A 26,160-nucleotide genomic window follows, 5' to 3' on the forward strand; every position below is an offset into this window, starting at 1 on the left:
GTAACACAGATATATTATAAAGTATTATAGATCCGTTTATTCAGCAGTGGGGGGTATCCGGCTCCGGCTTCGGTTTCCAGATCATATGTCCGGCTCTGGTCATGCTCCGGCTGATGGAGGAATTCTTTCATGAATGCAAGAAAAGATATTGATTTGAGAAAAAGACGCGATGACGCGGTCTCGCCGGTCGTCGGCGTGATGCTGATGCTCGTTGTCACGATCATCATCGCCGCGGTGGTCTCCGGGTTTGCAGGAAGTCTTGTTGCGAGTGCCGAAAGGCCGCCGTCACTGAATGCCGATGTGAAGATTAAGAATGATGGTACCTGGGGGGGGAGTTACTTTGACATTATTGTTCAGGGAGTTAGTGAACCTATCCCGACTCGTGATCTGAAACTTGTTACATCTTGGAGAAAGACGGATGGAACTTCCGGGGGAGCAGAGATTACTGGTCCCTCACCCCCGGCTGAACCGAATTACGTATATGAAGGAGGAGCTCGCGTAGCCCATGCACCATATGGTTTTGGTCCTGGCGTACCAAGCTTTGGCTTTGCTGGAACGTTCCAGCCAGAACAGAGCTGGGGTAATTTTTCACTTGCTGTTGGAACACGTGTGCATAATTCGCCCTATGGCTGGAATGTAGCATATGGTGGTTATGGGGTTACCGTTGATTCCCGGTATGAATACACAAACGGTTCAGTCTGGCTTGGTGGTACAGATAGGGATGCATTGATGGCAATCCTTGGTGAGAACTGGTATACATTACGTCAGGGAGAGATTGTGAATGTAAAACTCGTTCATATTCCAACGGGCTCGACCTTACTTGATAAAAATGTCGCGGTGGAGGAATAAAAATGCGGGAAAAAACAAAGGACATGGAGTCTGGTGTATCACCGGTTGTCGGTGTTATGTTGATGCTAGTCGTCACAATTATCATTGCGGCACTTGTTTCCGGATTTGCGGGTGGTTTGAGCGAGAGTTCAGAAAAGCCGCAACAAATTACTTTGAAAGCAACGTACAGTCAAAGTCAGGGAATGACCATCACACATGCAGGTGGAGATGTTATTCCAACAACTGATGTCAAACTGCTTGTGAGGCCAGCCAGAACATTTGGGGATGCAGCTCATCGGATTAATGAAATAAATCCAGCAATTATAACAAATGATGGCTCTGTTGCTGACGCAGGTGATTCTGCTGCTGCCAATCGCTGGAAGCGTGAAACAGGAATGACTGGCATTCATGCATTCCGTCCGGGTGATACTCACTATATTCCAGTGAATAATAGTGGTTCAGCTGCTACAGCGTATAAAAACTCAATTTATAATACAGAAAACTCCTGGCAACTCCAGCAAAATGATAACAGCGCAACATATACCTTTAAAGCTCCTGCCAATCTTGGTAAGACCTTCTTTTTGGAGATGGTTGATAGTTTTGGAAGGACAATTGCGAAGACAGAGGTTGTAATTCGACCTTGATTATTCTCATTCCTTCTTTTTCACCCCATCCCCATCAACACACCCAGGTTATTCCCGATCACGACACCGTACCAGAGGATGATCGCAGAGAGCGCCACCGCCCCTGATGTCGGTACACGCCTCCCGGCATAGCCGGTGGTTATAATGATGAAGAGGAAGACTGCCGCCTTTACTCCAAGGTGCAGGAGCGGGAAGGCGACGATCCCCTCCATCACCGGGTTTAACTCCACACCGCCAAGTATGAGTATGAGCTCGGTTGTGATGCAGTCGAGCAGGAAGAGGATGCCAAGAACCGTGGCGAGCAGCCGGTGATCGGGGAGGATGAACTCTCCGGTGAGACGGCCAATCCATGGTGCCTCAATGCATGGCTGTGTGGTCATATGCGGGAATCTGGGATTTTAGTATATTAATGTATCGATATGATCGGAGTCTAATTTGTTGATCTTTCATATATTTGGGCAAATTTTGCGAATATTTTTAGGTTTTTCCATAGTTTGTATAATGATCCGATGCACCTGTTGTACGCTCTTCCCTGCATTCCGGCTTTTTCCCGTACCTGCGGCATAACTTCTTTCGTAAAATGTAATCATAAGTGAATAATTAAACGGAAGTAGTAATACGAATAAAGTAAAATGTAGAATGATAACTCTCATGACCTCTCACACAACCCTTCCATTCACCGCTATCATTGGCCAGGAACAGATGAAACTCGCTCTTATTCTCAATGCCGTCAATCCCCGGATCGGTGGCGTGCTTATCAGGGGAGAGAAAGGAACTGCAAAATCCACTGCGGTACGGGCCCTGGCATCTGTCCTGCCGGAGATCGGGATTGTCTGCGGATGCCCGTTCTCCTGCGATCCGGCAGACTCCGATAATCTCTGTCCGGCTTGCAGGGAAAGGATTGCGGAAGCCGGGGTGCCCGGGGAGTCCGATACCACAAGAAGACATGTCCGGGTCGTTACCCTGCCTCTTGGTGCAACCGAAGATCGGGTTGTCGGAACCCTTGATCTGAAACGTGCGATCAAGGAGGGGATCGCCGCCCTTGATCCCGGTATCCTCGCCGCCGCACACCGTGGCATCCTCTATATCGATGAGGTGAACCTCCTAGACGATCATGTCGTTGATATCCTCCTTGATGCAGCAGCAATGGGGGTGAATACGATAGAGCGGGAAGGAATATCTGTTTCGCATCCTGCAAAATTTATCCTCGTCGGCACGATGAATCCCGAAGAGGGTGAACTCCGGCCCCAGCTCCTTGACCGGTTCGGCCTGATGGTCAGTGTTGAGGGGATCACCGATCCTGAAGGGAGGATGGCAGTCATTGCCGCTGCCGAAGGCTGGGATGCAGATCCAAAACAGACTGAAGCAGATCACCTGCGAAAGCTTGAGGAGCTGAGAACCACAATCATCGAAGCACAGGCACGCCTGCCGGAAGTAAAGGTAGATGAGGTGCTTGTCCGAAAAATCGTCGATGCCTGCCTTGCCCTAGGGATCAGTACCCATCGTGCCGAGATTACCGTGGTTAGGACCGCCCGGACCATCGCCGCATTCAGGGGAAGAACCGATGTCCTGCCAGAGGATATCCGCGAGGCGATGGCGCTTGCCCTCCCGCATAGGATGAGGAAGAAGCCGTTTGAGGAGCCGAAAGTCGACCAGGAGATCCTTGATGATATGATCCCCGACGACCCCGACGATCCGGAGGAGCCTGACGATTCACAGGATGAACAGGAGAGCGAGCCCCCGGAAAGTGACGATGAACATGAAGAGCAGGAAAACGGGGGTGAGGGATCGGCTTCTCCGCCACAGGGGATGAACAGGCAGCATGAGATCGGCGATCGCGTCAGCATGGCACCAGTCTGGGATGCACAGGATTCTGATCGCGATATGAGAAAGACGGCACGCGGACGGCGGATCTCCACCCCGACGACCGATCCCCGTGGAAGAAGGACGACCACATCTCCTGCATCGGAATATCGTAGCCTTGCCTTGGATGCCACCCTCAGGGCGGCAGCACCACACCAGCGGAGCCGGAACCGGAACGGATGTGCAGTCGTTATCCATGATGAGGATCTCAGGCAGGCACGGCGCACCGGGAAAGCCGAAGTTGCCTGCGTCTTTGTCGTTGATGCAAGCGGATCGATGGGTGCACAGGAGCGGATGGAGGCGGCAAAGGGTGCGGTTCTCTCGCTCCTTGAGGATGCCTATGTAAACCGGGATCGGGTCGGGCTCGTTGCATTCCGGGGAGATAGTGCAGATATCCTCCTTCCTCTCTCACGCAGCCCGGATCTCGCCTTCCGCCAGCTTACTGATCTCCCGACAGGTGGGCGGACACCCCTTGCATCCGGTTTGATGAAAGGGATGGAGCTTCTCCAGAGAGAAAGGACAAAAAAGCGGGAGATCCTACCCATGATGATGCTGATCTCTGATGGAAGGGCGAATGCCGGATCGGGACCGATCCGCGAGGAGATTAGAAATGTCTCCGATGCAATCGCACGCAGCGGGATCAGAACCGTAATCATCGACACAGAAGCGGTATCTTCCCGCCAGCCTCTTGCACTTGGCTATTGCAGGGAGATTGCGATGAACACCGGGGGCAGGTATTATGCTTTGAATGATCTCTCGGCAGGGTCTGTAGAGGAGATTGCACGGTTTGAGGGAGGGTTCTATGCGGGTTCGTAATGAAATAATTGTAAGCCTGTTTCTGGTCTTCCTGATTATATCCGCGGGATGCACGGTCTATGAGAAGGAAGAGGTCTCATTAAAGGAACCTGATCTCTATGATGATATTGCCCAAAGATTGGTGCAACCCGTTCAGGATGTAGTTGATCGGTTTATTCCTCAAACTGGGGTCTCAACATCCCTACCTCCTTCAAGTGTTCCAGTATCTGTCAATCCAGTAACAGGGTACTCTATGGAAAACTTTACCCCTGACATAACTGCCGTTCCACAACCAAACCCTCCTCTTATAAGATATTACCCGGTGTATTCACAACAATACCGGTTGCTGTATAATCTGGAAGGTCCATATGGGCTGGAGATGGTCTGCAATGAAGCACCGATTAGAATAGAGCTCGAGAGCAACCCGGATCATACTAATCCACGGTTAAGCTATGCGTTATGGGAGCTGATGGATATGGAAACGGGTGAAGTGATCGAAGAGGGTGGTTATGGTCGGGAATACATTGCTACGGGAAAACAGACTTTGGATATCCGCAGGCCCGGGTCATTCCACCTGAACCTTTACGGTGCAAGAATAAATGTAAAGGTTACTGTGCTCTCGCCTCATGCCGCGGACATGGTTCTTCAGCAGCCTCAGATTACATCTCCGTATGAAGATGAAGAAGAATATTACTGGTAATAATAAGGATACGGTACCCCTCATCTTCACTTTTTAATTGTACAAACGGGGTTGCTACCCAGCGCTGAAAATAAGAGTTTGATAAGATTTGGAATGAGTGTTTCCATCAGAGTGGAATACCCAGAAGATGGAGTATGATGATGATGATCACCCCGATGATCCCGCCAATCGCACTAATCAGGATTGTAACGATATTGATCGGGATACCCGGCTCACCGAAGAGACCGATGAAATTCAGGATAAAGAGGATGACAATACCGATGATCGCATTATAGACAAGGTAAATTGCCTTCTTCAGGAAATAGAAGATGACTACTGCGATCACGACTGCGATGATGATGCCAAAGAGCGAGCCGAACATACAGGAATCTCATCGTTCCATCTATTTAAGTTTATATGCTTTTTCCCTGGTACTGATCCTCTGCTGCATACAGATCATTTATCTATCTGTCCTCCCCCTCTTCTCATTGGAGAGATGCAAGCGATGTCACAGTGGAAATGTTCGGTCTGCGGGTATGTGTATGATGAGGAGGCGGGCGAGCCCTCGACAAAGACGGCACCAGACACCCCTTTTGATGAAATCACCCATGAATGGCGGTGCCCGGTCTGTGCGGCAGAGAAGTCCGCGTTCTCGGTTCTTCCAGGAGAAGGCGAATCCGGCCCTGCTCTTTCGATGATCTGGAGGTGCACCGTCTGCAACTACCGCTATTCCGAAGAGAAAGGCGAGCCTGCAACAAAGACACCGGCAGGTACACGGTTTGCAGAACTGGCAGATGACTGGCGGTGCCCGGTCTGCGGGGCTGCCCGTGCAGCCTTTGTGATGGTCCGAAAGGATGCAATCGCCCACGAGCAATCCGGCATGACGGTATCGGATGTGATCATTGACGGACTCCTTGCAGCCGGAATCGATCTCGTCTTCGGCCTCCCCGGCACCTCCTCGCTCGGCCTTGTGGATGCGATCCGGAAGAACGGGAAGGTACGCTATATTGTTGTGCGGCATGAGGAGGCAGCGGCGATGGCAGCATCCGCATACAACAAGCTCACCGGAAGAATCGCTGCCTGCCTCACGATTGCAGGCCCCGGTGCTACGAACCTCGCAACCGGCCTCTATGATGCAAAAGAGGATGGGGCATCTGTCCTCTCCCTGAACGGTCAGGTTGAGATGCAGTATACCGGCGAGTACGGGATGCAGGAGATCGATCAGGATGCCTTCTTCAGGCCGATAACTGTCTATAATAATACCATTTCTGATCGGAAGATGACGCTTCTCCTCCTCTCCCGGGCGATCCGGTATGCAACACTCCGCCATGGTGTTGCCCAGCTCTCGATTCCAAACGATATCCAGAAACAGTCCCTTGATCCTTCAATCTGTAAAACCGAGATTGTGATTGGTGAACCTGCAATCATCCCGGATGCTGCCTCGCTCCGGCAGGCAAAGGAGGCGATCGATTCTGCCATTTCACCGGTTGTGATCGCCGGATTTGGGGCATATCATGATGCAGATGCCGTCCTTGCCTTTGCAGAAGAGATCGATGCCCCGATCCTGACCACGTACCGGGCAAAGGGCATCCTCCCGGAGGATCATCCCCGTGTGATCAGCGTGCTCGGATCGGTTGGATCCCCGCAGGCACGGATCCTGACAGAACGATCTGATCTGATCACCTGCTTTGGTGTCGGGTTCTCGAAGTTCACAAATGTTCCCCTTGAGACCCGTATCATACAGGTGGATACGAATCCTGTGAAACTTGGAATCGGGAAAAAGACGATCCCGCTCTGGGGCACCTGTTCGGAGACGATCCCTCTCCTCACGCAGATGGCCGAAAAGAAGAACCGGTCCGGGCTGGCGGATGAACTTGCCGGAATGAAGAAGGCATGGTTTGCCCAGCTGGAGAAGGAGGCTGATTCAGGTGCAGTTCCGATCCGCCCACCCTACATCATGAAGGTTCTCTCTGAAACCCTTCCTTTTGATTCTGTCATCTGCCTGGATGTTGGAGAGAACCAGTGGTGGTTTGGGCGGAACTTCCTGATGAAACGCCAACGGTTTGTGATGTCGGGGTATCTCGGGACGATGGGCTTTGGGTTTCCGGCAGCAATCGCCGCAAAGCTCGCCTACCCGGAGAAACAGGTCGTCTGCATCACCGGCGATGGCGGCTTCTCACAGGCGATGGCGGACTTTGTCACCGCGGTGAAGTACGATCTCCCGATGGTCGTCATCATCCTGAATAACCGGCAGCTTGGGATGATACAGGTCGAGCAGCTGATGGAGAACTACCCGAACTTTGGAACCGATCTCCATAACCCGGACTTTGCCGCCTATGCAGATGCCTGCGGCGGTGCCGGGTTCCGGGTGGAGCAGCCGGGTGCACTGGAGGGAGTGGTTCGGGAAGCGCTTTCGATGAATAAGCCGGTGATTGTGGATCTGATCTGTGATCCAAGGAGGATTGTGTGATTCTGGATCACTCGCTTTTATAATTATTTATTTACGTTAAGAAAACAAAAATTGATCTATGCGCTACCGGGGCCTGCTTGCAATCCTCCTTCTCTCTGCCGCCCTTGTTCTGAGTCTCATCATTTCTGTGACGATCGGGCCAACGAGCATCAGGCTCTCCTCCATATTTGTGGATGCAACCGCTTACCAGATCATCTTTGATATCCGGCTGCCCCGTGTCATTGCAGCGGTGCTGGTGGGAGCAGCGCTCGCAACTGCCGGATCAGCTATGCAGGCGCTCTTCAGGAACCCGATGGCCGATCCCTATATCATCGGAACATCCGCCGGTGGATCACTTGGGGCGGTTGTCTCGATCGTCTTCCTTGCAGGCGCAGGGCTTCCTGTCTTTGCCTTTACCGGAGCATTCGGTGCTACCTTTCTGGTTTATATGATCGCCCGCTCTGGAGGAAAAGTCCCGGTCGAGACGCTCCTTTTGACCGGCGTTGCCCTCTCGATGTTCCTCTCTGCGATGCTCTCGTTTCTAATGTATAATTCAGGAAAGAGCCTCCAGCAGATTGTCTTCTGGCTGATGGGAGGGTTCTGGACAGTTTCATGGAATGATGTGCATATTGCACTCCTTATCCCGTTTGGATGCCTTTTTATCTACCTTTTTGCACGCGATATCAATATCATCTCGCTCGGTGATGAGGATGCCGTCCATCTTGGGGTGAATGTGGAGCAGCTGAAGGTGCTTCTCCTCTTTGTCAGCTCAGTGCTGGCGGGGATTGCGGTTGCGATCGCAGGTGCGATCGGCTTTATCGGGCTGATCACCCCGCACCTGATGCGGATCATCGTCGGTCCCGATCACCGGGTGCTGGTTCCTGCTGCTATTCTTGCTGGCGGGCTCATCCTCCTCTGGGCAGATACCTTCGCCCGGACACTCGGAAATGAGATGCCTGTCGGAATTATCACCGCATTTCTCGGTGCCCCCTTCTTCATGTTCCTGCTGCAGCGGAGGATCCACGCATGAAAACGGTCGATGTGGTACATCTGGATGTCTGTTATGGGGCACACCAGATCCTTGAGGAGATTGCCTTCTCTGCAACTCCCGGGGAGATGATCGGGATCTGCGGCCCGAATGGATCAGGCAAGACGACACTCCTGAAGGCAATGAGCAGGATCGTCGCCCCTTCTGGTGGCGATATCTACTATAATAATCAGAATATGGAGGATCTCTCCTTCCGGATGCTGGCACAGCGGGTGGCGGTGGTTCCACAGGAGACGGCAATCAATTTCGATTACACCGTCCGCGAGATCGTGATGATGGGCCGCCATCCGTATATCGGCAGGTTCGCATCAGAAAGCAGGGAGGATCACGCGATCTGTGACCGGGTGATGCGGCTTGCCAATGTCTCCCATCTTGCTGAAATGCCGGTGAATGCGATCAGCGGGGGTGAGCGGCAGCGTGTCCTGATTGCACGGGCTCTGGCACAGGAGCCGGACATCCTGCTGCTTGACGAGGCGACCTCTCACCTTGATATCAGCCACCAGATTGAGATTCTGAGTATTATCAGAAAGGAGATGGAGGAGACGACGACGATCAGTGTCTTCCATGACATCAACCTCGCCGCCTACTACTGTGACCGGATCATCCTCCTGAAAGAGAGGAAGATTGCGGCAATCGGATTGCCAGGAGATGTGCTGACCAGAGAGATGATTCGATTGGTCTATGGGGTCGATGTGCTCGTCAGTACTCATCCGACTACCGGGAGGCCGTATATCCTCCCGCTCTATACAGACGGGATGCATGATGCAAAGGCCGGAAGGGTGCATATTGTCTGTGGCGGGGGATGCGGCACACCTCTGATCCGGCGGCTTCACCAGTCTGGCTGGCATCTTACCACCGGTATTCTCAATGTGCTTGATTCGGATTATATAACAGCAGAAGAGCTTGGTATTCCTACATTGAGCGAGGCTCCGTTTGCCCCGATATCAGAGGTTTCCTCATCGCTGCTTATAGAGTATCTTGAGAAAGCTGACCGGATCATCCTTGTTGCCATGCCTGTTGGGAGGGGGAACCTGGATAATATCCGGCTTTTACGTCCGCATGCGAAGAAGATGGTGATCATCGGATCTATCGAAGCATTTGAGGACTATACCGGAGGAGAGGCGGGGTCTGTCCTTGCATCATTGATCGGGAATGGGGCACGGGTGGAGATCTCCATCGACTCTGCCATTCTCTATCTCCGGAAAGAATCCAGTTCTGGTTGATACTATGGCAGATAAAGGAGAGCGTAAATGATGTGTAATGAGAGGAGTTTAATTATGAGACGATTCGTATCTGGCTTGTTTATTATGGTCTTCTGCATAGGGGGAGCTGCCGGTCTTTCAGCAGGAGGAATTGACGCTGAAGAATATGCTGATTCAGCCATGCTTATCGGGAGCTCGATGAAAGGGGATCGATCAATCACCGTCACCGACGATTCAGGCCATGAGGTTACCATCCGGGCATATCCGGAACGTATCGTCTCCCTTGCACCATCTAATACCGAACTCCTCTTTGCAATCGGGGTCGGTCATCGGCTTGTCGGGGTGGCTGAACAGAGCGACTACCCCCCAGAAGCCCGTCAGATTGAATCAATGGGCGGGTTTACCACAATCAGTGCAGAAAAGGTCGTTGCTGCAAGGCCTGATCTGGTGGTGGCTGCTCCAAAGAACTCCGAGGAGGTGTTTAACCGACTTCGATCACTTGGGATAACGGTTCTTGTCATCAATCCGGAAACAATCGATGAGATCCTGGAGATGATCATACTGCTTGGCAGGGTTTGCGGTGCTGAAGATAATGCGGAGATGCTGAATCAGGAGCTTAGCCAGAGAATTGCGGCGGTCGAGGAGCGGGTTGCCACCCGATCCCACACCCCGTCTGTTGCCCATATCGTCTGGCATGATCCGATATGGGTGTCTGGTGACCGGACCTTCCAGAACGAGGTGATCAGAACCTCAGGCGGCAGGAATGCATTTTCAGGAGTTGATGAGTATAAGATCGTCGGCCTTGAAGAATTTGTCTCCGCAAATCCCGATTATATCCTTGTCAGCTCGGGAACTGGAATGGGAAAAGCCGGCTATGATGTCATCTATAACTATGTCATGACAGAACCACGGCTTGCACGGCTGGATGCGGTGCAAAATAACCGGGTTATTATTATTGAATCCGATATCATAAGCCGGGGCGGACCCAGAATTGTGGATGCACTCGAAGAGGTGGCAGAAGCATTGCATCCTGATCTCTATGATCCTTTGGTTCGGGAAATGCCGCAATCAGAAGAATCTTCCCCTTTAGCAGTAATTCCTTTGATTGCTCTCTTCTCACTGGCCCTGTTTATACTACAAAGGAGGAAGCTCTCCTCTCCCTCATAGAGTCCGTGTGACCGCCACCCGCCACTCTGTCCCGTGCAGTGATACGGTCGTCCAGACAGCCTCTTTTGTCTGGTCACGGAAGATATAGCTCCCCTGCCCCTGCCGCTCCTTTGTGACCCGGGTGACGAACTCAACGAGCACGGGATAGGCGGTATAGACGGGATCGTCAAGGGGGAGCCCGATCTGTTCCGGATCGGTATCATAGAGGACACGGCCGTCAGTATCGACGACGGTGATCGAATAGGGTTTTCCGGAAACAACCGGCTCAGCCGCCTCCCCGATCAGGAGGTGCGGTTGAAACACGATGGAGGTGAACCCAAGGAACCTCCCCGGCGGCTCGCTCGCGATCCCGCCCCTGCTGAAGACGGGTGCGCTGATAAACGATGCATCGCCTCCCTCTGCCACCGGAATAATGCCGCTCATGATCGGGCGGCGGGTTGCAAGAATCTGCTGTGTTGCTTTCTGATCCGAGACATCCACGCCTTCCACATCGTGGTGTAAGAATGGTTCAGCAGCAAGAATGATGCCTTCCGGGCTGACGGTGGTGCTGTCGATGACCGCCGGATGGATACTGCTTATTTCAAGCAGGATATCCCGTGCCGCCTTGTTATCAAGGCCGGTTGATCCGAGATCATATGCAGCGGATGCCAGTTTGGTATCAAGCGTCTCCAGCGATGCTGAGATCTCTGACTGGAGCCTGAGAAGGATCATCGCCGCATCATCATCAGGATCCGCATCAGGTACAGGGATAACTACCATTCCGATGACTACTCCGGCAAGCAGGCAGGCAATGGCAATAATGATCGCATGGGAAGATTGCATCAGGAATTGTATCTCCTCATATCTTAAGAATCGATCGACTGCATGATGGTAATTGCCTGTCAGTTCACCTCATCACATCTCAATACTCACCGGATCATCTCCCGGCAGCTTCATTGCAGAGCGGTGCAAGAGATCAGCATCATGAAGAATATGGAGATGAAGAGAGAGGGATCGAAACTGATCATCGAAGTGGATCTCACAAAGGATTTCGGCATTTCAAAGTCAGGTAAATCGGTCATCATTGCATCGAGTGAGGGAAATATTGGACTACCTGATGATGATGAGATCAAGATCGGGCTGAATATCTACAGAAAAGCGTAGAAAACGGGTTATTCTGTAATTTATGGGCAATAATCCTTCCAACGATCCGAGGGCAATAAGTACCACCCATCTTTTTATTCAGGGAGGTGTATGCCAAGCATTGAGCAGAGCATATCCCTGAAGATATGATACTCATCAGTTTGTTCATCCTGAATTTTATCGATGTTGAAGAATCGTGTGGTTGTTGGAGATTCCTGTTCTGCAATGGAATAATCCATCTCAATCCGTATCAGTGTCCAGAAATGGGAGAAACCCTTAGCCTTTGCATTCCTGTGGCTTTTTTCTGCTTCCCCAAGCCTGTTATGAATATTAGATGCATCTCCGCCGCCTTTTATCTCCATTGAGACGAGGGGAAGAAGACCCGAGCGGGCCTCTTCAATAATCTGGATGTCGGGGTCTGCAAAGAATTCAATTCTGAGTATGCGGCCGGAATCATTTGTAAGTGTGATCACCTTCTTCATCTGATCGACAGTCAGGATAGAGGATCTGACAATCTGATGAATCAGGTCAAAGATCTCTGTTGTAGCTGACTGGCCAACAGTATTGTTCCTTCCGCCCCGGAGCTGTGGACCCAGTGTGAGCATCTGGAGATCATGCACCATATCTGTTGAAAGTCCTTCGACACCGCTTACCAGTGCTTTTCCGGTTTCAATCAGGCTCTTGCAGAATGGCTCGATCTCGGGCTCAAGGCGGTGGGGGATTACTCTTTTCTCTTCAAAGGTTTTGAACCTTCCAAAAGGTCCTTTTGTATAGAGCTCCTTCTGTGAAAATCCATACAGGAGTCTGTAATATCCAAGAAGCCCCGGATCTGCCCGTATGAGGAGAGGAACCGGAAAGACACTCTCGCCACGCAGCCCCATTATTGCCAGTTGTTTCAGGTATGCCTCATCGACATATTTGATAAGTTCAGAATCAAGATCGGCGATATGAACCTGCGCAATTGCATGAGCAAGTGCAGGGTGCAGATAGAGCGAGCGAAGTTCCGAAAGCCTGTGGGAGAACTCGATCTGTAATGTGGGAATGAGAATTGGAAAGTTGTTCTCTGTCATGGATGGATCAACTCGCTGATACGCTTATAGGCAACATCCATATACTTCGGGTTGAGCTCAATGCCACAGAATCGCCGATGTAACTTCAATGCCACGATCCCAACTGTACCTGATCCAAAGAATGGATCGAGGACACGATTGCCTTCCTCGCTACTTGCAAGGAGGCAGGGTTCAATCAGGGACTCCGGGAACATGGCAAAGTGATCATAATGATTTGGTTCAGTGTTGATGGACCAGATTGTTCGCCGGTTGCGCCACCCTTTCCGGGATGTTGAAGGCTCCCTGATCTTCTTGGAATCAAAGTAATACTTCTCATTCTTAGAGAGGAGGAAGAGGTATTCATGGCACCGTGTCGGGCGATCTCTCACCGATTCTGGTTGACAATTGGGTTTGTGCCAGATTATATCAGAACGCAAATACCATCCATCTGCCTGAAGTGCAAAAGCCAGCCTCCATGGAAGGCCTATGAGATCCTTTGGCTTGAGGCCCTCCGGGGTAGGTGGACGATAATTCATTCCTCGTGCGATATTTTTCTTATCCGGATCTCTTGTCCTTCTGTTACCACTTGTATAGCTGTCACCGATATTGAGCCAGAGCGTTCCATCAGGTGTTAGTGTTCGCCGCACCTCACGAAAGATTGCAACAAGATTCTCAATATATTCATCAAGTGTGTTTTCTGCACCAATCTGGCCGGGAATATTATAGTCACGAAGTCCCCAGTACGGCGGGCTCGTTATACATGATCGAAATGTGTTATCGGGTATTCTTTGCAGAACCGCCTGAGAATCTCCCTGGATGATGCGTGAGACAAGCTGGGAATAGGTATTCAAATCCTGAACGAGTATCTGGCCATCCGATGCCGGATCTCGTGCTATTGAGTATCCGGAAAAGGTCTGGTTCGTGTTATAATCGATGATACGCTTGTTCATCATCACAGATAAAAATCCTCCCTCAGAATGAATGATATGCCCTTTGCTTTTTGTATATGATTCTCCTCAATGATAACAGCTTACCTGGCCATCACTACCTAGAGCCTGATAGCGAAGGGTGAAAGAAGGAGCTATTCATAGGGATAAATCCTCACGGCAGGTTTCCATCCCCCATGCATCCTCTCTGCTTATCCTCGCTCATCACGACAAGCCTGTTAAAGATCTCCCGTACACCTGTCGGATCGATACCCGCCTCAACCGCCCGATCCACTGCCCGGGCGATCACCTGCTCCCGCTGTGCGGGGTCGACCGGCGGCCTGCCTGCCTTCACCTTCTCATGTGCCATCATTCCGGCCAGCGACTGCCGCCTTTTGATCAGATCGACAATCCCGGCATCTATTGTTGCAATCTCCTCGCGGATCTCATCAATGGTCATGTGGAATCTCTCTCACCCGGTAAAATAAAAAGCCTCCTGATCAGCTCATCCTCTGAGGTTCAGCATGCCGTACCGTACTGCTCCGAGGAGCCCCACATCTTCGTCACAAACAAGGGAAACGGGGATTGTTTCGAGCATATCCTGGTAATGCGGAGCATCGATGAACTCCTCACGGAAAGAATCGTTCATCACGAGGAACGGATTTCTCATCGCAACACCGCCGGTGATGAAGAGGCCGCCTGTTGAGAGGGTGTTGAGCACATAGTTTTTGCATGCACGTGCATAGAACCGGGCAAAAAACTCTGTTGTCTCTGAATCAGGCCCTATTCTCCTGACAACCTGATTTGGAGGAAGCATCTCGCCGGTCAGCCATGCATGCAGGTGGGCGAGACCGGGGCCACTCACCACCAGATCGTTATGCGGGTGCTTTATTCCGGTTCTCTCCATGAGATACTCCATGAAACGAGCCTCATCGCCTCTATAGAAGGGGAAGGCGGCATGGCCGGCCTCTGAAGGAATAACACAGATACTATCGCCCGCTCCCTTTCTGATTGCACAATGGCCAAGGCCGGTTCCGGCGCCGACAACTGCAATGACGCCGCCATCCCCGGATCTTCCTTCCTGTATCACCTCTCCCGCAAGCCCTGTCTCCAGCAGGCAGGCATATGCCTGGGCAACAAAATCATTGATCAGGTGGATCTCTGTCTCCGGCATCTTTGTTTTGAGGGTGCGTATATCAGCCAGCCAAGGAACATTGGGCAGGATTCCAGGCACGCCATCCCTGACCAATCCCGGTACCGCAAGCACCATCGCCTCCCATGAAGAGCCCGAAGCCGGGGCTGCGTACATGAGGGCTTCTTCGATCAGATCGTCAAATGAACTGAAACTGCTCGTTGTGAGCGAAACAGCATTCAGCCGGGATATGGTACCATCATCACCAAGAGTGAACCCGGCGAACCTGCTGTATGTGCCGCCGATATCTGCTGTCAGGATTCCCTGCATTGATTCTTCCCCGATCCGGCATATTTGGTGCCGGATATCATCTCTCCTCTCTATGATCAGATAAAGAATACTATGAGGGCGTAGGTTAATAACGGGGTCAATCTATAAACACAATCATGCCGGTTCATGATATCGAGGCTGTCCTGAAGGTGGAGGAAGAGGCGATCTCACGGATCAAGGCTGCTGAAGATGAGGCAGAGAAAGCAGTCAGTTCCGCCAGGAAAGAAGCGGCAGCATATACCGAAGATGAACTGAAGAAGGCTTCAGCAGAGGCCGAAGAAACCGTTAACCGTGTAATACAGGATTCTGAGGGAAAAGCCCGAGAAATCGCTTCTGAAACGGATCGGCGTGTTGAAGAGATTATGTCTGCTGCTGCCTCACGAAAGGATAGTGCGGTTTCTGCAATCATAGCCGCAGTCACCGGAGGGGAGGATGTTCTATCCGGCTGAGATGCAGAAGGTGACGGTGGGGATCCATCGCCGGTATGCAGCACCGTTCCTCTCAGCTCTCCATGAAGAGGGGATTCTTGAACTGACTCCGATCACCGGTGACGAGCACCTCCTCCACCTTATCTCACCGGTGCAAAGGGATGAGATCCGGCAGGCACTCGCAGCTGCCCAGGCCCGGACCGAGCGTGCTGTGGAGGCGCTCCATGATCACAGGGAAGAGCAGGGAAGGATCACCGGTTTCTTCTTCCCGGATCGGAAATCCCCGGTTCCGGCAGAGCGATCTGATCCCGCCTCACTGCTGAAGGTGGTGGACAGGTATAACCCGGTGATCTCGGAGATCCTCTCCTGCCGGGTTCGCCGTTCAGCTATCCATGAGCGTTTCGCACGCCTTGATGAAGATGAAGAGCATCTTCTCCTCTTTCGGTGCGTTGGAGAGGCCCTCCCTCCGCGTGAGCCATCCCGTTTCATCACCATCAGGGCAGGGCTCATTCCAACCGGTGAATGCGAGGATTTAAACGCACTTTTTGAGGAAGAGGGAATATCAGAGGCAATTGCGCACTCTGCATGCAGGCTGGAGGAAGAGGGGATGATCGCAGTCGTCCTTGCGCATTCACGTGTTGCCGAAAGAGTTGATGCACTCCTCCGTTCAAGGGGTTTTGCGGATTTTACCTTCGGCGAACATGGGAGTTCTGTTCCTGAGGCGCTTGAACATATCCGGAAAGAGAAGGATGCTCTCCATCAGGAAGATGAAGAGATACAGAATTGCCTGCGGGAGAAAAGCTCAGAATACCTTCAACTGCTTGCCGGGCTTGCAGAGGACCTCGGAATTGCACGGGATGCAGTTGATGCCGCCGCCCTCACCGGCTCAACCCGCGATCTCAGGCTTTATTCAGGCTGGATTAAAAGCCATGATCTCCCTCTCCTTGAGAAGATCGGGGATCTTCATGCAGGTGGCACCATGATCTACCGTGCTGTTCCGGGGAAGGACGGGGATGCCGCTGTTCCTGTTGCATACAATCATCCACGCTGGCTCTCGCCGTTTAGGTCACTCACCACGACATTTGCCCCGCCCCGGTACCGTGAGGTGGATCCGACGTTTTTTATTGCTCCGGTCCTCGTCATCACCTTCGGGGTGATGCTTGGGGATGCGGGCTACGGGCTGCTGCTTGCATTGGTTGCAGCAGCCCTCCTTGCAGGCCCTGCACGGTACCCGGGGTCAACCCGTGACTTCTCGTTTATCCTTTTTGCCTGCGGTATCTCCGGCATTCTCTTCGGTATCGTACAGGGGGGCTTCTTTGGGGATCTCCTCCCGAGATTCTTCGGCATATCCCCGCCCTTCGTATTAATCGATCCCCTGATGGATCCAATCACCATCCTCACCGCCGCCCTTCTCTTTGGGATTTTTCACCTGAACATGGGCCTTGGAATCGCTGCATACAGCAATATCAAAGCGGGTGAACTCAGGAAGATGCTCAAAGAACAGGGGGTCTGGTTCATACTCCAGCCCTGTGCGGCAGTTCTTCTCTTCGCATTCTTCGGATGGGCGGAGATTCCACTTCCCCTTCTTTTTGTATCGGGAGCAGGAGCAGCAGCAGCCGCTGCCCTGATCCTCACCTTCGAAGGGCCTCTTGGGTTCTTCAGCATCACGGGGTTCCTTGGGGACTGGCTCAGTTATACAAGGATTCTTGCGCTTGCACTCGCAACTGCCGGGATTGCGATGACCGTGAATATACTCTCGGAGATGATCGGATCTGTCCACCCGTATCTCGCCATCGTTGCGGTACTGTTTGCAGTCGGCGGCCATCTGGCAAACTTCCTGCTCCAGTCCCTGGGCGGATTTATCCATGCCCTTCGGCTCCAGTATGTCGAGTTCTTTGGCCACTTTTATGAAGGAGGCGGCCGCCTCTTCCAGCCATTTGCAACGGATCGTAGGAAGACCATTCTTCCGGAGGATGAACCATGATACCTGAACTAACACCCGGATTTATTCTGGCAGTCACCGGTGCCGGGCTCGCGGTAGGACTGTCTGCCATCGGATCCGGCATGGGTGTCGGTATTGCCGGCGCCACCGGTGCCGGAGTGATTGCCATCAAGCCCGAGAAGTTCGGGCAGGCACTCGTATTTCAGGCTGTTCCCCAGACACAGGGGATGTACGGCCTTCTGGTTGCTGTTTTGATCCTCCTCTCGACCGGGGTGATCGGCGGTGTCGGGGACCCGGTATCCACCCCGATGGGGCTTGCCGCTCTTGGTGCCGGATTAGCGGTTGGTCTTGCCGGCCTCTCTGCCATCGGGCAGGGTATTGCTGCATCTGCCGGGATTGCTACAAGTTCTGAGGATGATACGGCTATGGGGAGATCCCTTGTCTTCTCTGTGATCCCTGAGACGCAGGCTATCTATGGGTTACTGGTTGCGATCCTGATCATGGCATTCTCAGGAATCCTGGCGGGTGATGCGGTTGCGACGATGGCGACCGGGCTTGCCGCGATCGGCTGCGGCCTTGCGGTTGGTCTTGCGGGTCTCTCTGCCATCGGGCAGGGTATTGCTGCTGCTGCCGGCTCTGCCTCTTCTGCTGAGCATGAAGGTGCTTTTGGGCGTGCCCTCGTCTTTTCGGTGATCCCCGAGACACAGGCGATCTATGGATTGCTGGTTGCGATCCTTATCATGGCGTTTACCGGGATGATTGCAGGCGGCCCGATCTCGGATATTTCAATTGGAATTGCCGCAATCGGGTGCGGATTTGCGATCGGCCTTGCGGCACTCTCTGCTATCGGACAGGGCATTGCTGCTGCTGCCGGAGCTGCTGCAACCGCTGAGAAACCGGAATCATTTGGCCGCTCCCTTGTCTTCTCGGTGATCCCCGAGACCCAGGCGATCTATGGGTTACTGGTTGCGATCCTTATCATGGCGTTCACCGGGATGATCACAAGGGATATCGTTCCCACACTTGCCGCCGGTTTTGCTTCGATCGCCTGTGGGATTGCGGTCGGCTTTGCCGCAATCTCCGCCATCGGTCAGGGAATTGCTGCATCTGCTGGGATCGCGACCACATCCGAGAGGGAGGAGATGTTTGGGAAGGGGCTCGTCTTCTCGGTTATCCCGGAGACGCAGGCGATCTATGGGTTGCTGGTTGCTATCCTGATCATGGCATTCACCGGGATCATCACCCGTGATGTGACGGCAACAGCGGCCGCGGGCCTTGCCTGTATCGGGTCAGGATTTGCTGTCGGCCTTGCCGGACTCTCTGCTATCGGACAGGGAATGACTGCCGCTGCCGGGATCGGTGCGGTTGCACGGCGGCCTGAAGCGATGGGGCAGAGCCTCGTCTTCGCGGTGATGGCAGAGACGTTTGCAATCTTCGGCCTGCTGGTTGCGATTCTGATCATGTTTGGGATCGGGCTCTTCGGAGGTCTCTGAATGGGGCTTGAGACGATCATCTCCTTGATTGTAGCAGAGACCGAAGAGGAGATTGCGAGGATCAGGCAGAAGGCAGAAGAAGAGTGTACTGCGATTCGGGAAGCTGCCCGCCTGAGAGTCGAACGGGAACGGGAACGGATCCTCCTTGAAGGTAAACGCAAAGCCCTCCGGGCAGAACGAAAAGTCCTCCTCCAGGCAGAGTACGATGAGATGAAAGCACTCAGGGATGCAAGATGGCAGGGGATCCGGGAGGTATTTGTTGCTGCTGAAGAAGAGCTGGCAGATATTCCTTTAAAGCCGGAGTACCCGGGTATCCTCCATTCCCTCATCATTGAAGGGAGGGAGATTGTCGGGGGAGGAGAGATTGTTATCCTTTGCCGTGCTGCTGATAAAAAAGCGGTTGAAGATGCAGCAGAAGGACTTGACGGGGTTGCGATCCGATCCCTCCCTCTCCATGATCCGCAGATCCAGTCAGGCGGGGTGATCGTCATCTCCGCGGATACTCCCATCAGGTGCGATCAGACCTTCGCAACACGGCTGGATCAGATGAGGGATAGCCTGACACAGCAGGTATCCGGAATCCTCTATGGAGGTGAAGGAGATGGATATTGATCTGATCATCTCAGAACTCTTCACCGGAGAAGGATCAGGGCTGATTCTGATTGCTTTTGCCATTGCATTTTTTATTGCAATCTTTGTGGCAGTCTCTGCGGGATGGTTCCGGATTATCCTGAGTATCGCCTCGTTTGCCTATCCCTCTGCAAGGGTCAGGGCGATGGGCAACCCGCTTGTGACGGCAGATGGTGCAGATACCCTCTCGGATGCCTCAGATCTCCTCGATCTCTTTGAACGGGCGGCGCGGTCCGGCCACATAATCGAGTACCGCGAAGGGATGGGTCCGGATGATACCGAACGGCTGATCCGGCACTACCATTATACCCTGCTTGGCAACCTTGCCGTATCTGTCCCGGATGCGATTCATTCATTGATCCTCGGATATATCCAGGTCTATCTGGCAGAGGAGGTTGCCTCTGTCCTGAGGGGGATTAGCGGTGGTCTTCCGGGGGATCTGATTGAGAAGAGGGCGGTTCCAATCGGGGCATTCTCCAGCTCAGCGATAAGGAAAGCCGCCCACTCCGGATCTGTTGAAGAGGCGGTTCAGCGGCTTGACCGGTCTGGAGTCTTCCCCCGCATACGGGATATCTGGAAGGCAGTTGGCGAACAGGAAGGATATGCTGCATTCGAATCGGCGCTCTTCTCTGAGAGCTACCGTTCTCTGATGATGACCGCCCGTGGGATGGACGAATCCCAGTATGAACCGGCAGTCCTGATGGCGGGACGAATGATAGACTGCGAGAATCTCAGGATTCTTATACGCGGACTGCTGTATGGTGCAGATGCAGCAGCAATTGAACCCTTCCTCATCCAAAGGGGAGGCTTTGAGATCTCAGATGATATGCTCAGAAACCTGGCACGATCTGCTGATCTTGTGGAGCTTGTCTCGCAGATCAGGGAGACGATGTATATTTCCTATATCGAGCCTTTCATTGAGCAGGTGAAGAAGAGCAGGGATCCGGGTATAATTGAGGTGAGCCTGTCACGGTGTCTGCTTGATATTGGCAGGATGGCGAGCAGCCAGTACCATCTCGGGAGCGGCCCCATCCTCCGGTACCTGATGGCGCTTGGCATCGAGTGCGAAAACCTACGGGCGGCTGCTGCCGGAATTCTGTATCATGTGCCTGCCGGGACGATCAGGGCACAGATGGTGGTGGAGGTGAGTATGAGATGAGGATCGTGGCAGTTGGTGATCGTACAGTCATGCTCCTCTGCCGGCTCGGCGGTGTTGCAGAGACGATCCGGTGTGAGGATGATACCTCTGCCGAAGCCGCACTGAAAGAGCTTCTTATGGATGAATCAGTCGGTATCGTCCTTATACAGGATCGGTATGCACGGCCGCTCATCCCGCTTCTTGACGAGCATGGGCGGTCGCACCGGGTCTATCCGGTTGTTGTAGAAATACCGGGTCCACAGGGTCCGGTAAAAGGGGATGATGCCATAACCGAGGCGATCAGGCGTGTTGCCGGCCGGGGGATACCGGGGTGATTGGATGACAGAGAGCAGTATAATTCGGATTACAGGACCGGTTGTCGAGGCTGACCGGATGCGTGGAGCACAGATGTACGAGGTCGTCTTTGTCGGCGAGGATGGTCTCATCGGCGAGATAATCGGGCTGCATAACGATACCGCAACCATCCAGGTCTACGAGGATACCACCGGCATCACCCCCGGTGAGCCGGTCAGGCGATCAAAGATGCCGCTCTCGGTGGAGCTTGGACCCGGCCTTCTTGAGATGATCTATGATGGTATCCAGCGGCCCCTGACAGAGCTTGGTGAGATCTCCGGTGATTTTATCGTCCGTGGGGTATCTGCTCCGGCGCTATCGCGTGAAAAGAGGTTCCATTTCACTCCCTCCCTTTCAGAGGGGGATACAATCCCGGGCGGTGCGGTGATCGGGTCGGTTCCTGAGACAAACCAGATTCTTCACACTATTCTTCTCGCACCTGATCTTTCGGGGACGGTGGAGCGGATCGCATCGGAAGGCGAATATACCGTTAATGAGACGATCCTCTGGCTCAGGGATGCAACCGGCACAGAGAAGGAGATCACAATGCTCCAGCGATGGCCGGTTCGGGTGCCCCGGCCGATACAATCGAAGCTTCCTGCGATCCGCCCCCTGATCACGGGCCAGAGGGTGATCGACTCCTTTTTCCCGATTGTCCAGGGAGGGACTGCCGCTGTGCCAGGACCTTTTGGTGCCGGCAAGACGGTTGTCCAGCACCAGCTCGCCAAATGGTGCGATGCCGATATCATCGTCTATGTCGGCTGTGGTGAGCGGGGGAACGAGATGGCAGATGTACTCAGGCAGTTCCCTGCTCTTGTCGATCCAAAGACAAAAGAGCCGTTGATGAAGAGGACGGTTCTCATCGGGAATACCTCGAATATGCCGGTTGCAGCCCGTGAGGCATCGGTCTATACCGGGATCACGATAGCGGAATATTACCGGGATATGGGGTATTCTGTTGCCCTGATGGCAGATTCGACATCCCGGTGGGCTGAGGCGATGCGGGAGATCTCCGGCCGCCTCGAAGAGATGCCTGGCGAACACGGCTACCCTGCCTATCTCGGCTCCCGGCTTGCGGACTTCTATGAACGGGCGGGGCGTGTGAAGACGCTCTCCGGTGAAGAGGGTTCGATCTCGGTGATCGGGGCGGTTTCGCCGCCGGGTGGAGATTTCTCCGAGCCGGTGACCCAGAACACGCTCCGTATCGTCCGGGTCTTCTGGGCGCTTGATGCCGATCTCGCTCACCAGCGCCATTTCCCGGCAGTGAACTGGCTCCTCAGCTATTCCCTCTATTCGGATCTCGTTGCTCCATGGTGGGAGAGTCATGGGGGGGAAAAATGGGGGGAGATGCGATCGGATCTCCTCGCCCTCCTCCAGAAAGAGAACGAACTCCAGGAGATTGTCCAGCTGGTCGGCCCCGATCTCCTCCCCGAAGAGGACAAGTTCACGCTGAATGTAGCTACCATCCTGAGGGAGTCGTTTCTGGTGCAGTCCGCATTCGATCCGGTCGATACGTTCTGCCCCCCCGATAAGCAGTATCGGATGATGACCCTGATTCACCGCTATTACCGGCTGGGAAAGCGGGCAGTTGGTGAGGGGATGAGTTCGGCAGAGGTTCAGCAGCTTCCGGTGACTTCCCGGCTCTCCCGGATGGGGCCGATGCCGCATGAGGAGTTTGTGACATTCTATCCGGAGACTCTTGAGGCATTGGCTACTGCATTCCCCGGAGGTGAGGACTGATGCCGCCGCTCCGGGAGTTCCAGTCTGTTGTCAGGGTTGCAGGGCCGATCCTTGCCGTATCCGGGATCGATGATGCCGGGTATAATGAGGTGGTGAAGGTTCTCCTCCCCGATGGCACAGTCCGGACAGGACAGGTTCTTGAGTCGAGGAAAGGGATGGCGATTGTGATGGTCTTCGGAGGAACCCGGGATCTTGACTGCGATATCACCGCTGTCCGTTTCACCGGCAGGCCGATGACGATGCCGGTGAGTAAAGAGATGCTCGGGAGGATCTTCTCGGGATCGGCCGAACCGATCGATGGCGGAGGAAGTGTCGTGCCTGAGAAGGAGATGGAGATCTCCGGTTATGCAATCAACCCGACGAAACGGGAATTCCCGCAGGATTCGATCGAAACCGGGATCTCCGCAATCGATGGGATGAATACGCTTGTCCGGGGGCAGAAACTCCCGGTCTTCTCGGGATCAGGCCTGCCACACAGCCTCCTTGCTGCTCAGATCACCCGGCAGGCACGGGTACGAGGGTCTGATGAATCGTTTGCAGTCGTCTTCGCGGCGATGGGGATCACCCACGAAGAGGCCCGCTTCTTCATTGAGGAGTTCTCAGAGACCGGGGCACGGGCACATGCGGTGATCTTTCTGAATAGGGCTGATGACCCTGCGATCGAGCGGATCGTCACCCCCCGGCTTGCCCTCACCGCTGCTGAATACCTGGCATTTGACCTCGGGATGCATGTGCTGGTGGTGATGCAGGATATCACCGCATACTGCGAGGCACTTCGTGAGGTCTCGGCTGCCCGCGAGGAGATACCGGCCAGACGAGGGTATCCCGGATATATGTACACGGATCTCGCGTCCCTCTATGAACGGGCAGGGAGGGTGAAAGGCAGGCCCGGCTCGATCACCCAGCTTCCGATCCTCTCGATGCCGGATGATGATATCACCCATCCTGTGCCTGATCTGACCGGGTATATCACCGAGGGCCAGATCGTCCTCTCACGCGAACTGCACAGGAAGGGAATCTATCCGCCGATCGATGTACTCCCCTGCCTGTCACGGCTGATGCAGGGAGGAATCGGGGATGGGAGGACTCGGGCGGATCATGCGAATGTCTCAAGCCAGCTCTATGCCGCCTATGCCCGCGGGCGACGGCTTGCCGGGCTTGTGGCGGTGATCGGTGATGAAGGGCTTACTGATGTCGATCGCCTGTACCTGACCTTCCTTGATCGGTTCGAGCATGAGTTTGTCGGCCAGAAGCGGGATGAGGGGCGTTCGTTTGATGAAACCCTTGACCGGGCATGGGATCTCCTCTCGATCTTCCCAAAAGATGAGCTGAAGCGGATCGATCCGAAGTATATTGACGACTATTACCGGGGTGGCACCGGGTGAGCAGGAGGCTCCCCCCCGGCACACGCCCGACACGAATCGAGCTGCTGAAGTCCAGAAAAAGGCTGGTGATCGCAGAGAAGGGGCATGAACTCCTCAGGGAGAAGCTTGATGCGATGGTGATGGAGTTCTTCTCCCTCTCAAAACGCCGGGATGAGCTGAGGAGGAAAATGGAGGAGGCGTTTGCAGCGGCATATCCGGCCCTCTTTGCAGCAGAGATGGCAGCGACACACCGTGAAGTTGAGAGCTGTGCAGCAGTGGAGCGGACCATCCCCGATATTCCGGCAATTGAGATGGGTATCATGGGGGTGGGTGTTCCCCGGTTCGATATTCCGGAGCCCCTCAGGGAAGGGCGTGTCCCCGGATACGGCTTCTCGGCAGCGACAGGCAGGCTGGATTTGTCCTCTGATCTTGCTGAAGAGGCAGTTGCCGCCGCCATTCATCTCGCCGAGGTGGAAGGCGCCCTCCTCCGCCTCTCGTCCCGGATCACCTCGGTCCGGCGGCGGGCAAATGCACTTGATTCGATCATGATCCCGCAGCTGAAAAGAGTCATTGCATATATATCGGATTATCTTGAGGAGATGGAGCGGGAGGATCTCTTCAGGAGGAAGCGGACCAAGGCACGGGGGGAGGAGCGGCGATGGTGAATGATTACCTGCCGCTCCTGTACCTGGTGCTTGGGGTTGCAGGGGTGCTGACGGTTGCAATCGGGGGGATTGTATTGATATTGATTGTGATTGGGGTGATCTGATCCGAATCTTCACTCTGCTGTTCAATTCTTTGAAACCGGATAATTCGTGATGATCAGCTCATTGATTGCGCCCCTTCCAGCACCATTTGAATTGATCATCCGTGTTGCAGGTACCCGTTCGATGGTGAAGCCTGAATAGAGATCATCAAAGAAGCAGTCATCGGGATCGGTATTTTTGGGATCTGAGTTCGAGAGCATGACTTTTGCTCCCTTTGCATCAAGCTCCCGGATGAAGTCGGCGAGCCGTACCTGGTCGTCTTCGCCAAATCCATCCTTTGCATATGAGGTGAATACGGCAGTCTTCTCGTTGAGCGGGCGGTAGGGGGGATCAAAATAGACAAAGGTCTTCTCATCCACGACATCCCGGCAGCTGGTGAAGTCTCCCTGCCTGATTCTGGTGTCCACAAGGAGTTTTGCGACATTCCGCAGGTTCTCTGCATTCAGGATATCGGGGTTTTTGTACTTTCCAAAGGGAACATTGAATCCGCCACTCCGGTTCACCCGGAAGAGCCCGTTGAAGCAGGTGCGGTTTAAAAAGATAATCCATGCAGCACGAGTGATCCAGTCCGGGTTGTATTCGGAAAAGGAGATGCTGGTGAGCTGCCTGTTGAAGCTCTCCCTGATCTCATAAAAAAGTGCTTTTCTTCCCTCTTCATCATGCGTGTAATATTCAGATTTCAGTTCTTCGAGTCTTTCGATCAGTGCCTCTGCATCCTTCTGAATGACAGAATAGCAGAGGATGAGTTCGCAGTTGATGTCGTAGAGATATGACTCTTGTATGGTGTGCTGTTCGTGCAGGGCAAAGAAGAGCGCCCCCCCGCCGATGAAAGGCTCGACATACCTGGTGATCTCTCCTGTGGCGATCCCTGGCGGGAGGCGGGAGATGAGTTCGGGCAGAAGCTGTGTCTTGCCGCCCGCCCATTTGAGAAACGGGTGCGCCTGTCCGGGGGTTCGTTTTGGTCTGGGCATTGGTTGTGTATCTCCTTGGTGGCTGCTCTTGCTTCTGTGGTACCAATGTGTACTATGGACAAAAATATCCCCCGGATTGAAACCGGAGCAACATCCTGA

At 53.6% G+C, this 26,160-nt stretch carries 26 protein-coding genes; 18 read left to right on the top strand and 8 right to left on the bottom strand.

Annotated features, from left to right (window positions below; all coding sequences use genetic code 11):
• Positions 1 to 129: 129 nt before the first annotated feature.
• Both ACYUBO_RS00810 and ACYUBO_RS00815 read left to right on the top strand, forming a co-directional pair.
• Positions 130 to 849: a type IV pilin N-terminal domain-containing protein gene (locus tag ACYUBO_RS00810; protein ID WP_460371631.1), complete on the top strand. Its 720-nt coding sequence runs from the start codon at positions 130 to 132 to the stop codon at positions 847 to 849.
• 2 nt (positions 850 to 851) lie between these two features.
• Positions 852 to 1,472 (top strand): type IV pilin N-terminal domain-containing protein, encoded by a 621-nt coding sequence (locus tag ACYUBO_RS00815; RefSeq protein WP_460371632.1) that lies wholly within the window; start codon positions 852 to 854, stop codon positions 1,470 to 1,472.
• A 20-nt stretch (positions 1,473 to 1,492) separates the two neighbouring features.
• Here ACYUBO_RS00815 and ACYUBO_RS00820 read toward each other — a convergent pair whose 3' ends face one another.
• Positions 1,493 to 1,852, bottom strand: coding sequence for a DUF5658 family protein (locus ACYUBO_RS00820; RefSeq protein WP_460371633.1), 360 nt, complete (start codon positions 1,850 to 1,852; stop codon positions 1,493 to 1,495).
• 271 nt (positions 1,853 to 2,123) lie between these two features.
• Here ACYUBO_RS00820 and ACYUBO_RS00825 point away from each other — a divergent pair, with 271 nt between their 5' ends.
• Together ACYUBO_RS00825 and ACYUBO_RS00830 are read left to right on the top strand one after the other, a co-directional pair.
• A complete protein-coding gene (locus ACYUBO_RS00825) occupies positions 2,124 to 4,151 on the top strand; it encodes a magnesium chelatase subunit D family protein (RefSeq protein ID WP_460371635.1) in 2,028 nt (675 codons plus the stop codon).
• Positions 4,138 to 4,830, top strand: coding sequence for a hypothetical protein (locus ACYUBO_RS00830; RefSeq protein ID WP_460371636.1), 693 nt, complete (start codon positions 4,138 to 4,140; stop codon positions 4,828 to 4,830). The genes ACYUBO_RS00825 and ACYUBO_RS00830 overlap by 14 nt, the downstream gene beginning before the upstream one ends.
• 106 nt (positions 4,831 to 4,936) lie before the next feature.
• On the opposite strand, the gene ACYUBO_RS00835 is transcribed toward ACYUBO_RS00830, so the two are convergent.
• On the bottom strand, positions 4,937 to 5,191 hold the full coding sequence (locus ACYUBO_RS00835) for a pro-sigmaK processing inhibitor BofA family protein (RefSeq protein WP_300328657.1): 255 nt from the start codon (positions 5,189 to 5,191) through the stop codon (positions 4,937 to 4,939).
• Between the two features lie 123 nt (positions 5,192 to 5,314).
• Between ACYUBO_RS00835 and ACYUBO_RS00840 the strand changes: the two genes are divergently transcribed.
• From ACYUBO_RS00840 to ACYUBO_RS00855, 4 genes are read left to right on the top strand one after another with little or no spacing between them, the layout of a single operon-like run.
• Entirely contained in the window at positions 5,315 to 7,279 is a 1,965-nt protein-coding gene (locus tag ACYUBO_RS00840; protein WP_300328660.1) for a thiamine pyrophosphate-dependent enzyme, read from the top strand.
• Positions 7,280 to 7,337: 58 nt separating this feature from the next.
• Positions 7,338 to 8,288: a FecCD family ABC transporter permease gene (locus ACYUBO_RS00845; RefSeq protein ID WP_460371638.1), complete on the top strand. Its 951-nt coding sequence runs from the start codon at positions 7,338 to 7,340 to the stop codon at positions 8,286 to 8,288.
• Positions 8,285 to 9,529, top strand: coding sequence for an ABC transporter ATP-binding protein (locus ACYUBO_RS00850; protein WP_460371640.1), 1,245 nt, complete (start codon positions 8,285 to 8,287; stop codon positions 9,527 to 9,529). The genes ACYUBO_RS00845 and ACYUBO_RS00850 overlap by 4 nt, the downstream gene beginning before the upstream one ends.
• Positions 9,530 to 9,583: 54 nt before the next feature.
• Entirely contained in the window at positions 9,584 to 10,675 is a 1,092-nt protein-coding gene (locus ACYUBO_RS00855) for an ABC transporter substrate-binding protein (protein ID WP_460371642.1), read from the top strand.
• On the opposite strand, the gene ACYUBO_RS00860 is transcribed toward ACYUBO_RS00855, so the two are convergent.
• Positions 10,670 to 11,497, bottom strand: a complete 828-nt coding sequence (locus tag ACYUBO_RS00860; protein WP_460371644.1) for a cache domain-containing protein — start codon at positions 11,495 to 11,497, stop codon at positions 10,670 to 10,672. The genes ACYUBO_RS00855 and ACYUBO_RS00860 overlap by 6 nt on opposite strands.
• Before the next feature lie 42 nt (positions 11,498 to 11,539).
• On the opposite strand from ACYUBO_RS00860, the gene ACYUBO_RS00865 reads away from it, so the two are divergent.
• Positions 11,540 to 11,818 (top strand): hypothetical protein, encoded by a 279-nt coding sequence (locus ACYUBO_RS00865; protein ID WP_300331176.1) that lies wholly within the window; start codon positions 11,540 to 11,542, stop codon positions 11,816 to 11,818.
• A 74-nt stretch (positions 11,819 to 11,892) separates the two neighbouring features.
• Here the strand turns inward: ACYUBO_RS00865 and ACYUBO_RS00870 are convergent, their stop codons facing one another.
• From ACYUBO_RS00870 to ACYUBO_RS00885, 4 genes are all read right to left on the bottom strand, one after another.
• Entirely contained in the window at positions 11,893 to 12,867 is a 975-nt protein-coding gene (locus ACYUBO_RS00870) for an XcyI family restriction endonuclease (protein ID WP_460371646.1), read from the bottom strand.
• Complete coding sequence (locus ACYUBO_RS00875; RefSeq protein ID WP_460371648.1) at positions 12,864 to 13,799, bottom strand: DNA-methyltransferase; 936 nt, start codon at positions 13,797 to 13,799, stop codon at positions 12,864 to 12,866. Before ACYUBO_RS00875 ends, ACYUBO_RS00870 begins: the two co-directional genes overlap by 4 nt.
• Before the next feature lie 148 nt (positions 13,800 to 13,947).
• Positions 13,948 to 14,232: a chorismate mutase gene (locus ACYUBO_RS00880; protein WP_460371650.1), complete on the bottom strand. Its 285-nt coding sequence runs from the start codon at positions 14,230 to 14,232 to the stop codon at positions 13,948 to 13,950.
• Between the two features lie 45 nt (positions 14,233 to 14,277).
• The gene (locus tag ACYUBO_RS00885; protein ID WP_300331170.1) at positions 14,278 to 15,234 is read right to left on the bottom strand and encodes a glucokinase; all 957 of its coding nucleotides are present in this window, start codon (positions 15,232 to 15,234) and stop codon (positions 14,278 to 14,280) included.
• Between the two features lie 116 nt (positions 15,235 to 15,350).
• On the opposite strand from ACYUBO_RS00885, the gene ACYUBO_RS00890 reads away from it, so the two are divergent.
• From ACYUBO_RS00890 to ACYUBO_RS00930, 9 genes are read left to right on the top strand one after another with little or no spacing between them, the layout of a single operon-like run.
• Complete coding sequence (locus ACYUBO_RS00890; RefSeq protein ID WP_460371652.1) at positions 15,351 to 15,683, top strand: ATP synthase subunit B family protein; 333 nt, start codon at positions 15,351 to 15,353, stop codon at positions 15,681 to 15,683.
• Positions 15,667 to 17,646 carry a V-type ATP synthase subunit I gene (locus tag ACYUBO_RS00895; protein ID WP_460371654.1) on the top strand — a complete coding sequence of 660 codons (1,980 nt, stop codon included), beginning with the start codon at positions 15,667 to 15,669 and terminating at the stop codon, positions 17,644 to 17,646. The genes ACYUBO_RS00890 and ACYUBO_RS00895 overlap by 17 nt, the downstream gene beginning before the upstream one ends.
• Positions 17,643 to 19,097: an ATP synthase subunit C-like protein gene (locus ACYUBO_RS00900; protein WP_460371656.1), complete on the top strand. Its 1,455-nt coding sequence runs from the start codon at positions 17,643 to 17,645 to the stop codon at positions 19,095 to 19,097. Before ACYUBO_RS00895 ends, ACYUBO_RS00900 begins: the two co-directional genes overlap by 4 nt.
• Positions 19,098 to 19,709, top strand: coding sequence for a V-type ATP synthase subunit E (locus ACYUBO_RS00905; protein ID WP_460371658.1), 612 nt, complete (start codon positions 19,098 to 19,100; stop codon positions 19,707 to 19,709).
• On the top strand, positions 19,699 to 20,886 hold the full coding sequence (locus ACYUBO_RS00910) for a V-type ATPase subunit (protein WP_460371660.1): 1,188 nt from the start codon (positions 19,699 to 19,701) through the stop codon (positions 20,884 to 20,886). Before ACYUBO_RS00905 ends, ACYUBO_RS00910 begins: the two co-directional genes overlap by 11 nt.
• Entirely contained in the window at positions 20,883 to 21,200 is a 318-nt protein-coding gene (locus tag ACYUBO_RS00915) for a V-type ATP synthase subunit F (protein WP_460371661.1), read from the top strand. The genes ACYUBO_RS00910 and ACYUBO_RS00915 overlap by 4 nt, the downstream gene beginning before the upstream one ends.
• 4 nt (positions 21,201 to 21,204) lie before the next feature.
• Positions 21,205 to 22,959 carry a V-type ATP synthase subunit A gene (locus ACYUBO_RS00920; RefSeq protein ID WP_460371662.1) on the top strand — a complete coding sequence of 585 codons (1,755 nt, stop codon included), beginning with the start codon at positions 21,205 to 21,207 and terminating at the stop codon, positions 22,957 to 22,959.
• A complete protein-coding gene (locus tag ACYUBO_RS00925; protein WP_460371664.1) occupies positions 22,959 to 24,344 on the top strand; it encodes a V-type ATP synthase subunit B in 1,386 nt (461 codons plus the stop codon). The genes ACYUBO_RS00920 and ACYUBO_RS00925 overlap by 1 nt, the downstream gene beginning before the upstream one ends.
• On the top strand, positions 24,341 to 24,988 hold the full coding sequence (locus tag ACYUBO_RS00930; RefSeq protein WP_460371666.1) for a V-type ATP synthase subunit D: 648 nt from the start codon (positions 24,341 to 24,343) through the stop codon (positions 24,986 to 24,988). The genes ACYUBO_RS00925 and ACYUBO_RS00930 overlap by 4 nt, the downstream gene beginning before the upstream one ends.
• A gap of 125 nt (positions 24,989 to 25,113) precedes the next feature.
• On the opposite strand, the gene ACYUBO_RS00935 is transcribed toward ACYUBO_RS00930, so the two are convergent.
• Positions 25,114 to 26,061, bottom strand: coding sequence for a DNA adenine methylase (locus ACYUBO_RS00935; RefSeq protein ID WP_460371668.1), 948 nt, complete (start codon positions 26,059 to 26,061; stop codon positions 25,114 to 25,116).
• Positions 26,062 to 26,160 lie beyond the last annotated feature (99 nt).

This window comes from Methanocalculus sp. MC3 (assembly GCF_054767395.1).

Bases quoted from the DNA above. Each gene is read 5' to 3' on its own strand.
- ACYUBO_RS00810 (WP_460371631.1), top strand. From the start codon at position 130: ATGAATGCAAGAAAAGATATTGATTTGAGAAAAAGACGCGATGACGCG.
- ACYUBO_RS00815 (WP_460371632.1), top strand. From the start codon at position 852: ATGCGGGAAAAAACAAAGGACATGGAGTCTGGTGTATCACCGGTTGTC.
- ACYUBO_RS00820 (WP_460371633.1), bottom strand. From the start codon at position 1,852: ATGACCACACAGCCATGCATTGAGGCACCATGGATTGGCCGTCTCACC.
- ACYUBO_RS00825 (WP_460371635.1), top strand. From the start codon at position 2,124: ATGACCTCTCACACAACCCTTCCATTCACCGCTATCATTGGCCAGGAA.
- ACYUBO_RS00830 (WP_460371636.1), top strand. From the start codon at position 4,138: ATGCGGGTTCGTAATGAAATAATTGTAAGCCTGTTTCTGGTCTTCCTG.
- ACYUBO_RS00835 (WP_300328657.1), bottom strand. From the start codon at position 5,191: ATGTTCGGCTCGCTCTTTGGCATCATCATCGCAGTCGTGATCGCAGTA.
- ACYUBO_RS00840 (WP_300328660.1), top strand. From the start codon at position 5,315: ATGTCACAGTGGAAATGTTCGGTCTGCGGGTATGTGTATGATGAGGAG.
- ACYUBO_RS00845 (WP_460371638.1), top strand. From the start codon at position 7,338: ATGCGCTACCGGGGCCTGCTTGCAATCCTCCTTCTCTCTGCCGCCCTT.
- ACYUBO_RS00850 (WP_460371640.1), top strand. From the start codon at position 8,285: ATGAAAACGGTCGATGTGGTACATCTGGATGTCTGTTATGGGGCACAC.
- ACYUBO_RS00855 (WP_460371642.1), top strand. From the start codon at position 9,584: ATGAGACGATTCGTATCTGGCTTGTTTATTATGGTCTTCTGCATAGGG.
- ACYUBO_RS00860 (WP_460371644.1), bottom strand. From the start codon at position 11,497: ATGCAATCTTCCCATGCGATCATTATTGCCATTGCCTGCCTGCTTGCC.
- ACYUBO_RS00865 (WP_300331176.1), top strand. From the start codon at position 11,540: ATGATGGTAATTGCCTGTCAGTTCACCTCATCACATCTCAATACTCAC.
- ACYUBO_RS00870 (WP_460371646.1), bottom strand. From the start codon at position 12,867: ATGACAGAGAACAACTTTCCAATTCTCATTCCCACATTACAGATCGAG.
- ACYUBO_RS00875 (WP_460371648.1), bottom strand. From the start codon at position 13,799: ATGATGAACAAGCGTATCATCGATTATAACACGAACCAGACCTTTTCC.
- ACYUBO_RS00880 (WP_460371650.1), bottom strand. From the start codon at position 14,232: ATGACCATTGATGAGATCCGCGAGGAGATTGCAACAATAGATGCCGGG.
- ACYUBO_RS00885 (WP_300331170.1), bottom strand. From the start codon at position 15,234: ATGCAGGGAATCCTGACAGCAGATATCGGCGGCACATACAGCAGGTTC.
- ACYUBO_RS00890 (WP_460371652.1), top strand. From the start codon at position 15,351: ATGCCGGTTCATGATATCGAGGCTGTCCTGAAGGTGGAGGAAGAGGCG.
- ACYUBO_RS00895 (WP_460371654.1), top strand. From the start codon at position 15,667: ATGTTCTATCCGGCTGAGATGCAGAAGGTGACGGTGGGGATCCATCGC.
- ACYUBO_RS00900 (WP_460371656.1), top strand. From the start codon at position 17,643: ATGATACCTGAACTAACACCCGGATTTATTCTGGCAGTCACCGGTGCC.
- ACYUBO_RS00905 (WP_460371658.1), top strand. From the start codon at position 19,098: ATGGGGCTTGAGACGATCATCTCCTTGATTGTAGCAGAGACCGAAGAG.
- ACYUBO_RS00910 (WP_460371660.1), top strand. From the start codon at position 19,699: ATGGATATTGATCTGATCATCTCAGAACTCTTCACCGGAGAAGGATCA.
- ACYUBO_RS00915 (WP_460371661.1), top strand. From the start codon at position 20,883: ATGAGGATCGTGGCAGTTGGTGATCGTACAGTCATGCTCCTCTGCCGG.
- ACYUBO_RS00920 (WP_460371662.1), top strand. From the start codon at position 21,205: ATGACAGAGAGCAGTATAATTCGGATTACAGGACCGGTTGTCGAGGCT.
- ACYUBO_RS00925 (WP_460371664.1), top strand. From the start codon at position 22,959: ATGCCGCCGCTCCGGGAGTTCCAGTCTGTTGTCAGGGTTGCAGGGCCG.
- ACYUBO_RS00935 (WP_460371668.1), bottom strand. From the start codon at position 26,061: ATGCCCAGACCAAAACGAACCCCCGGACAGGCGCACCCGTTTCTCAAA.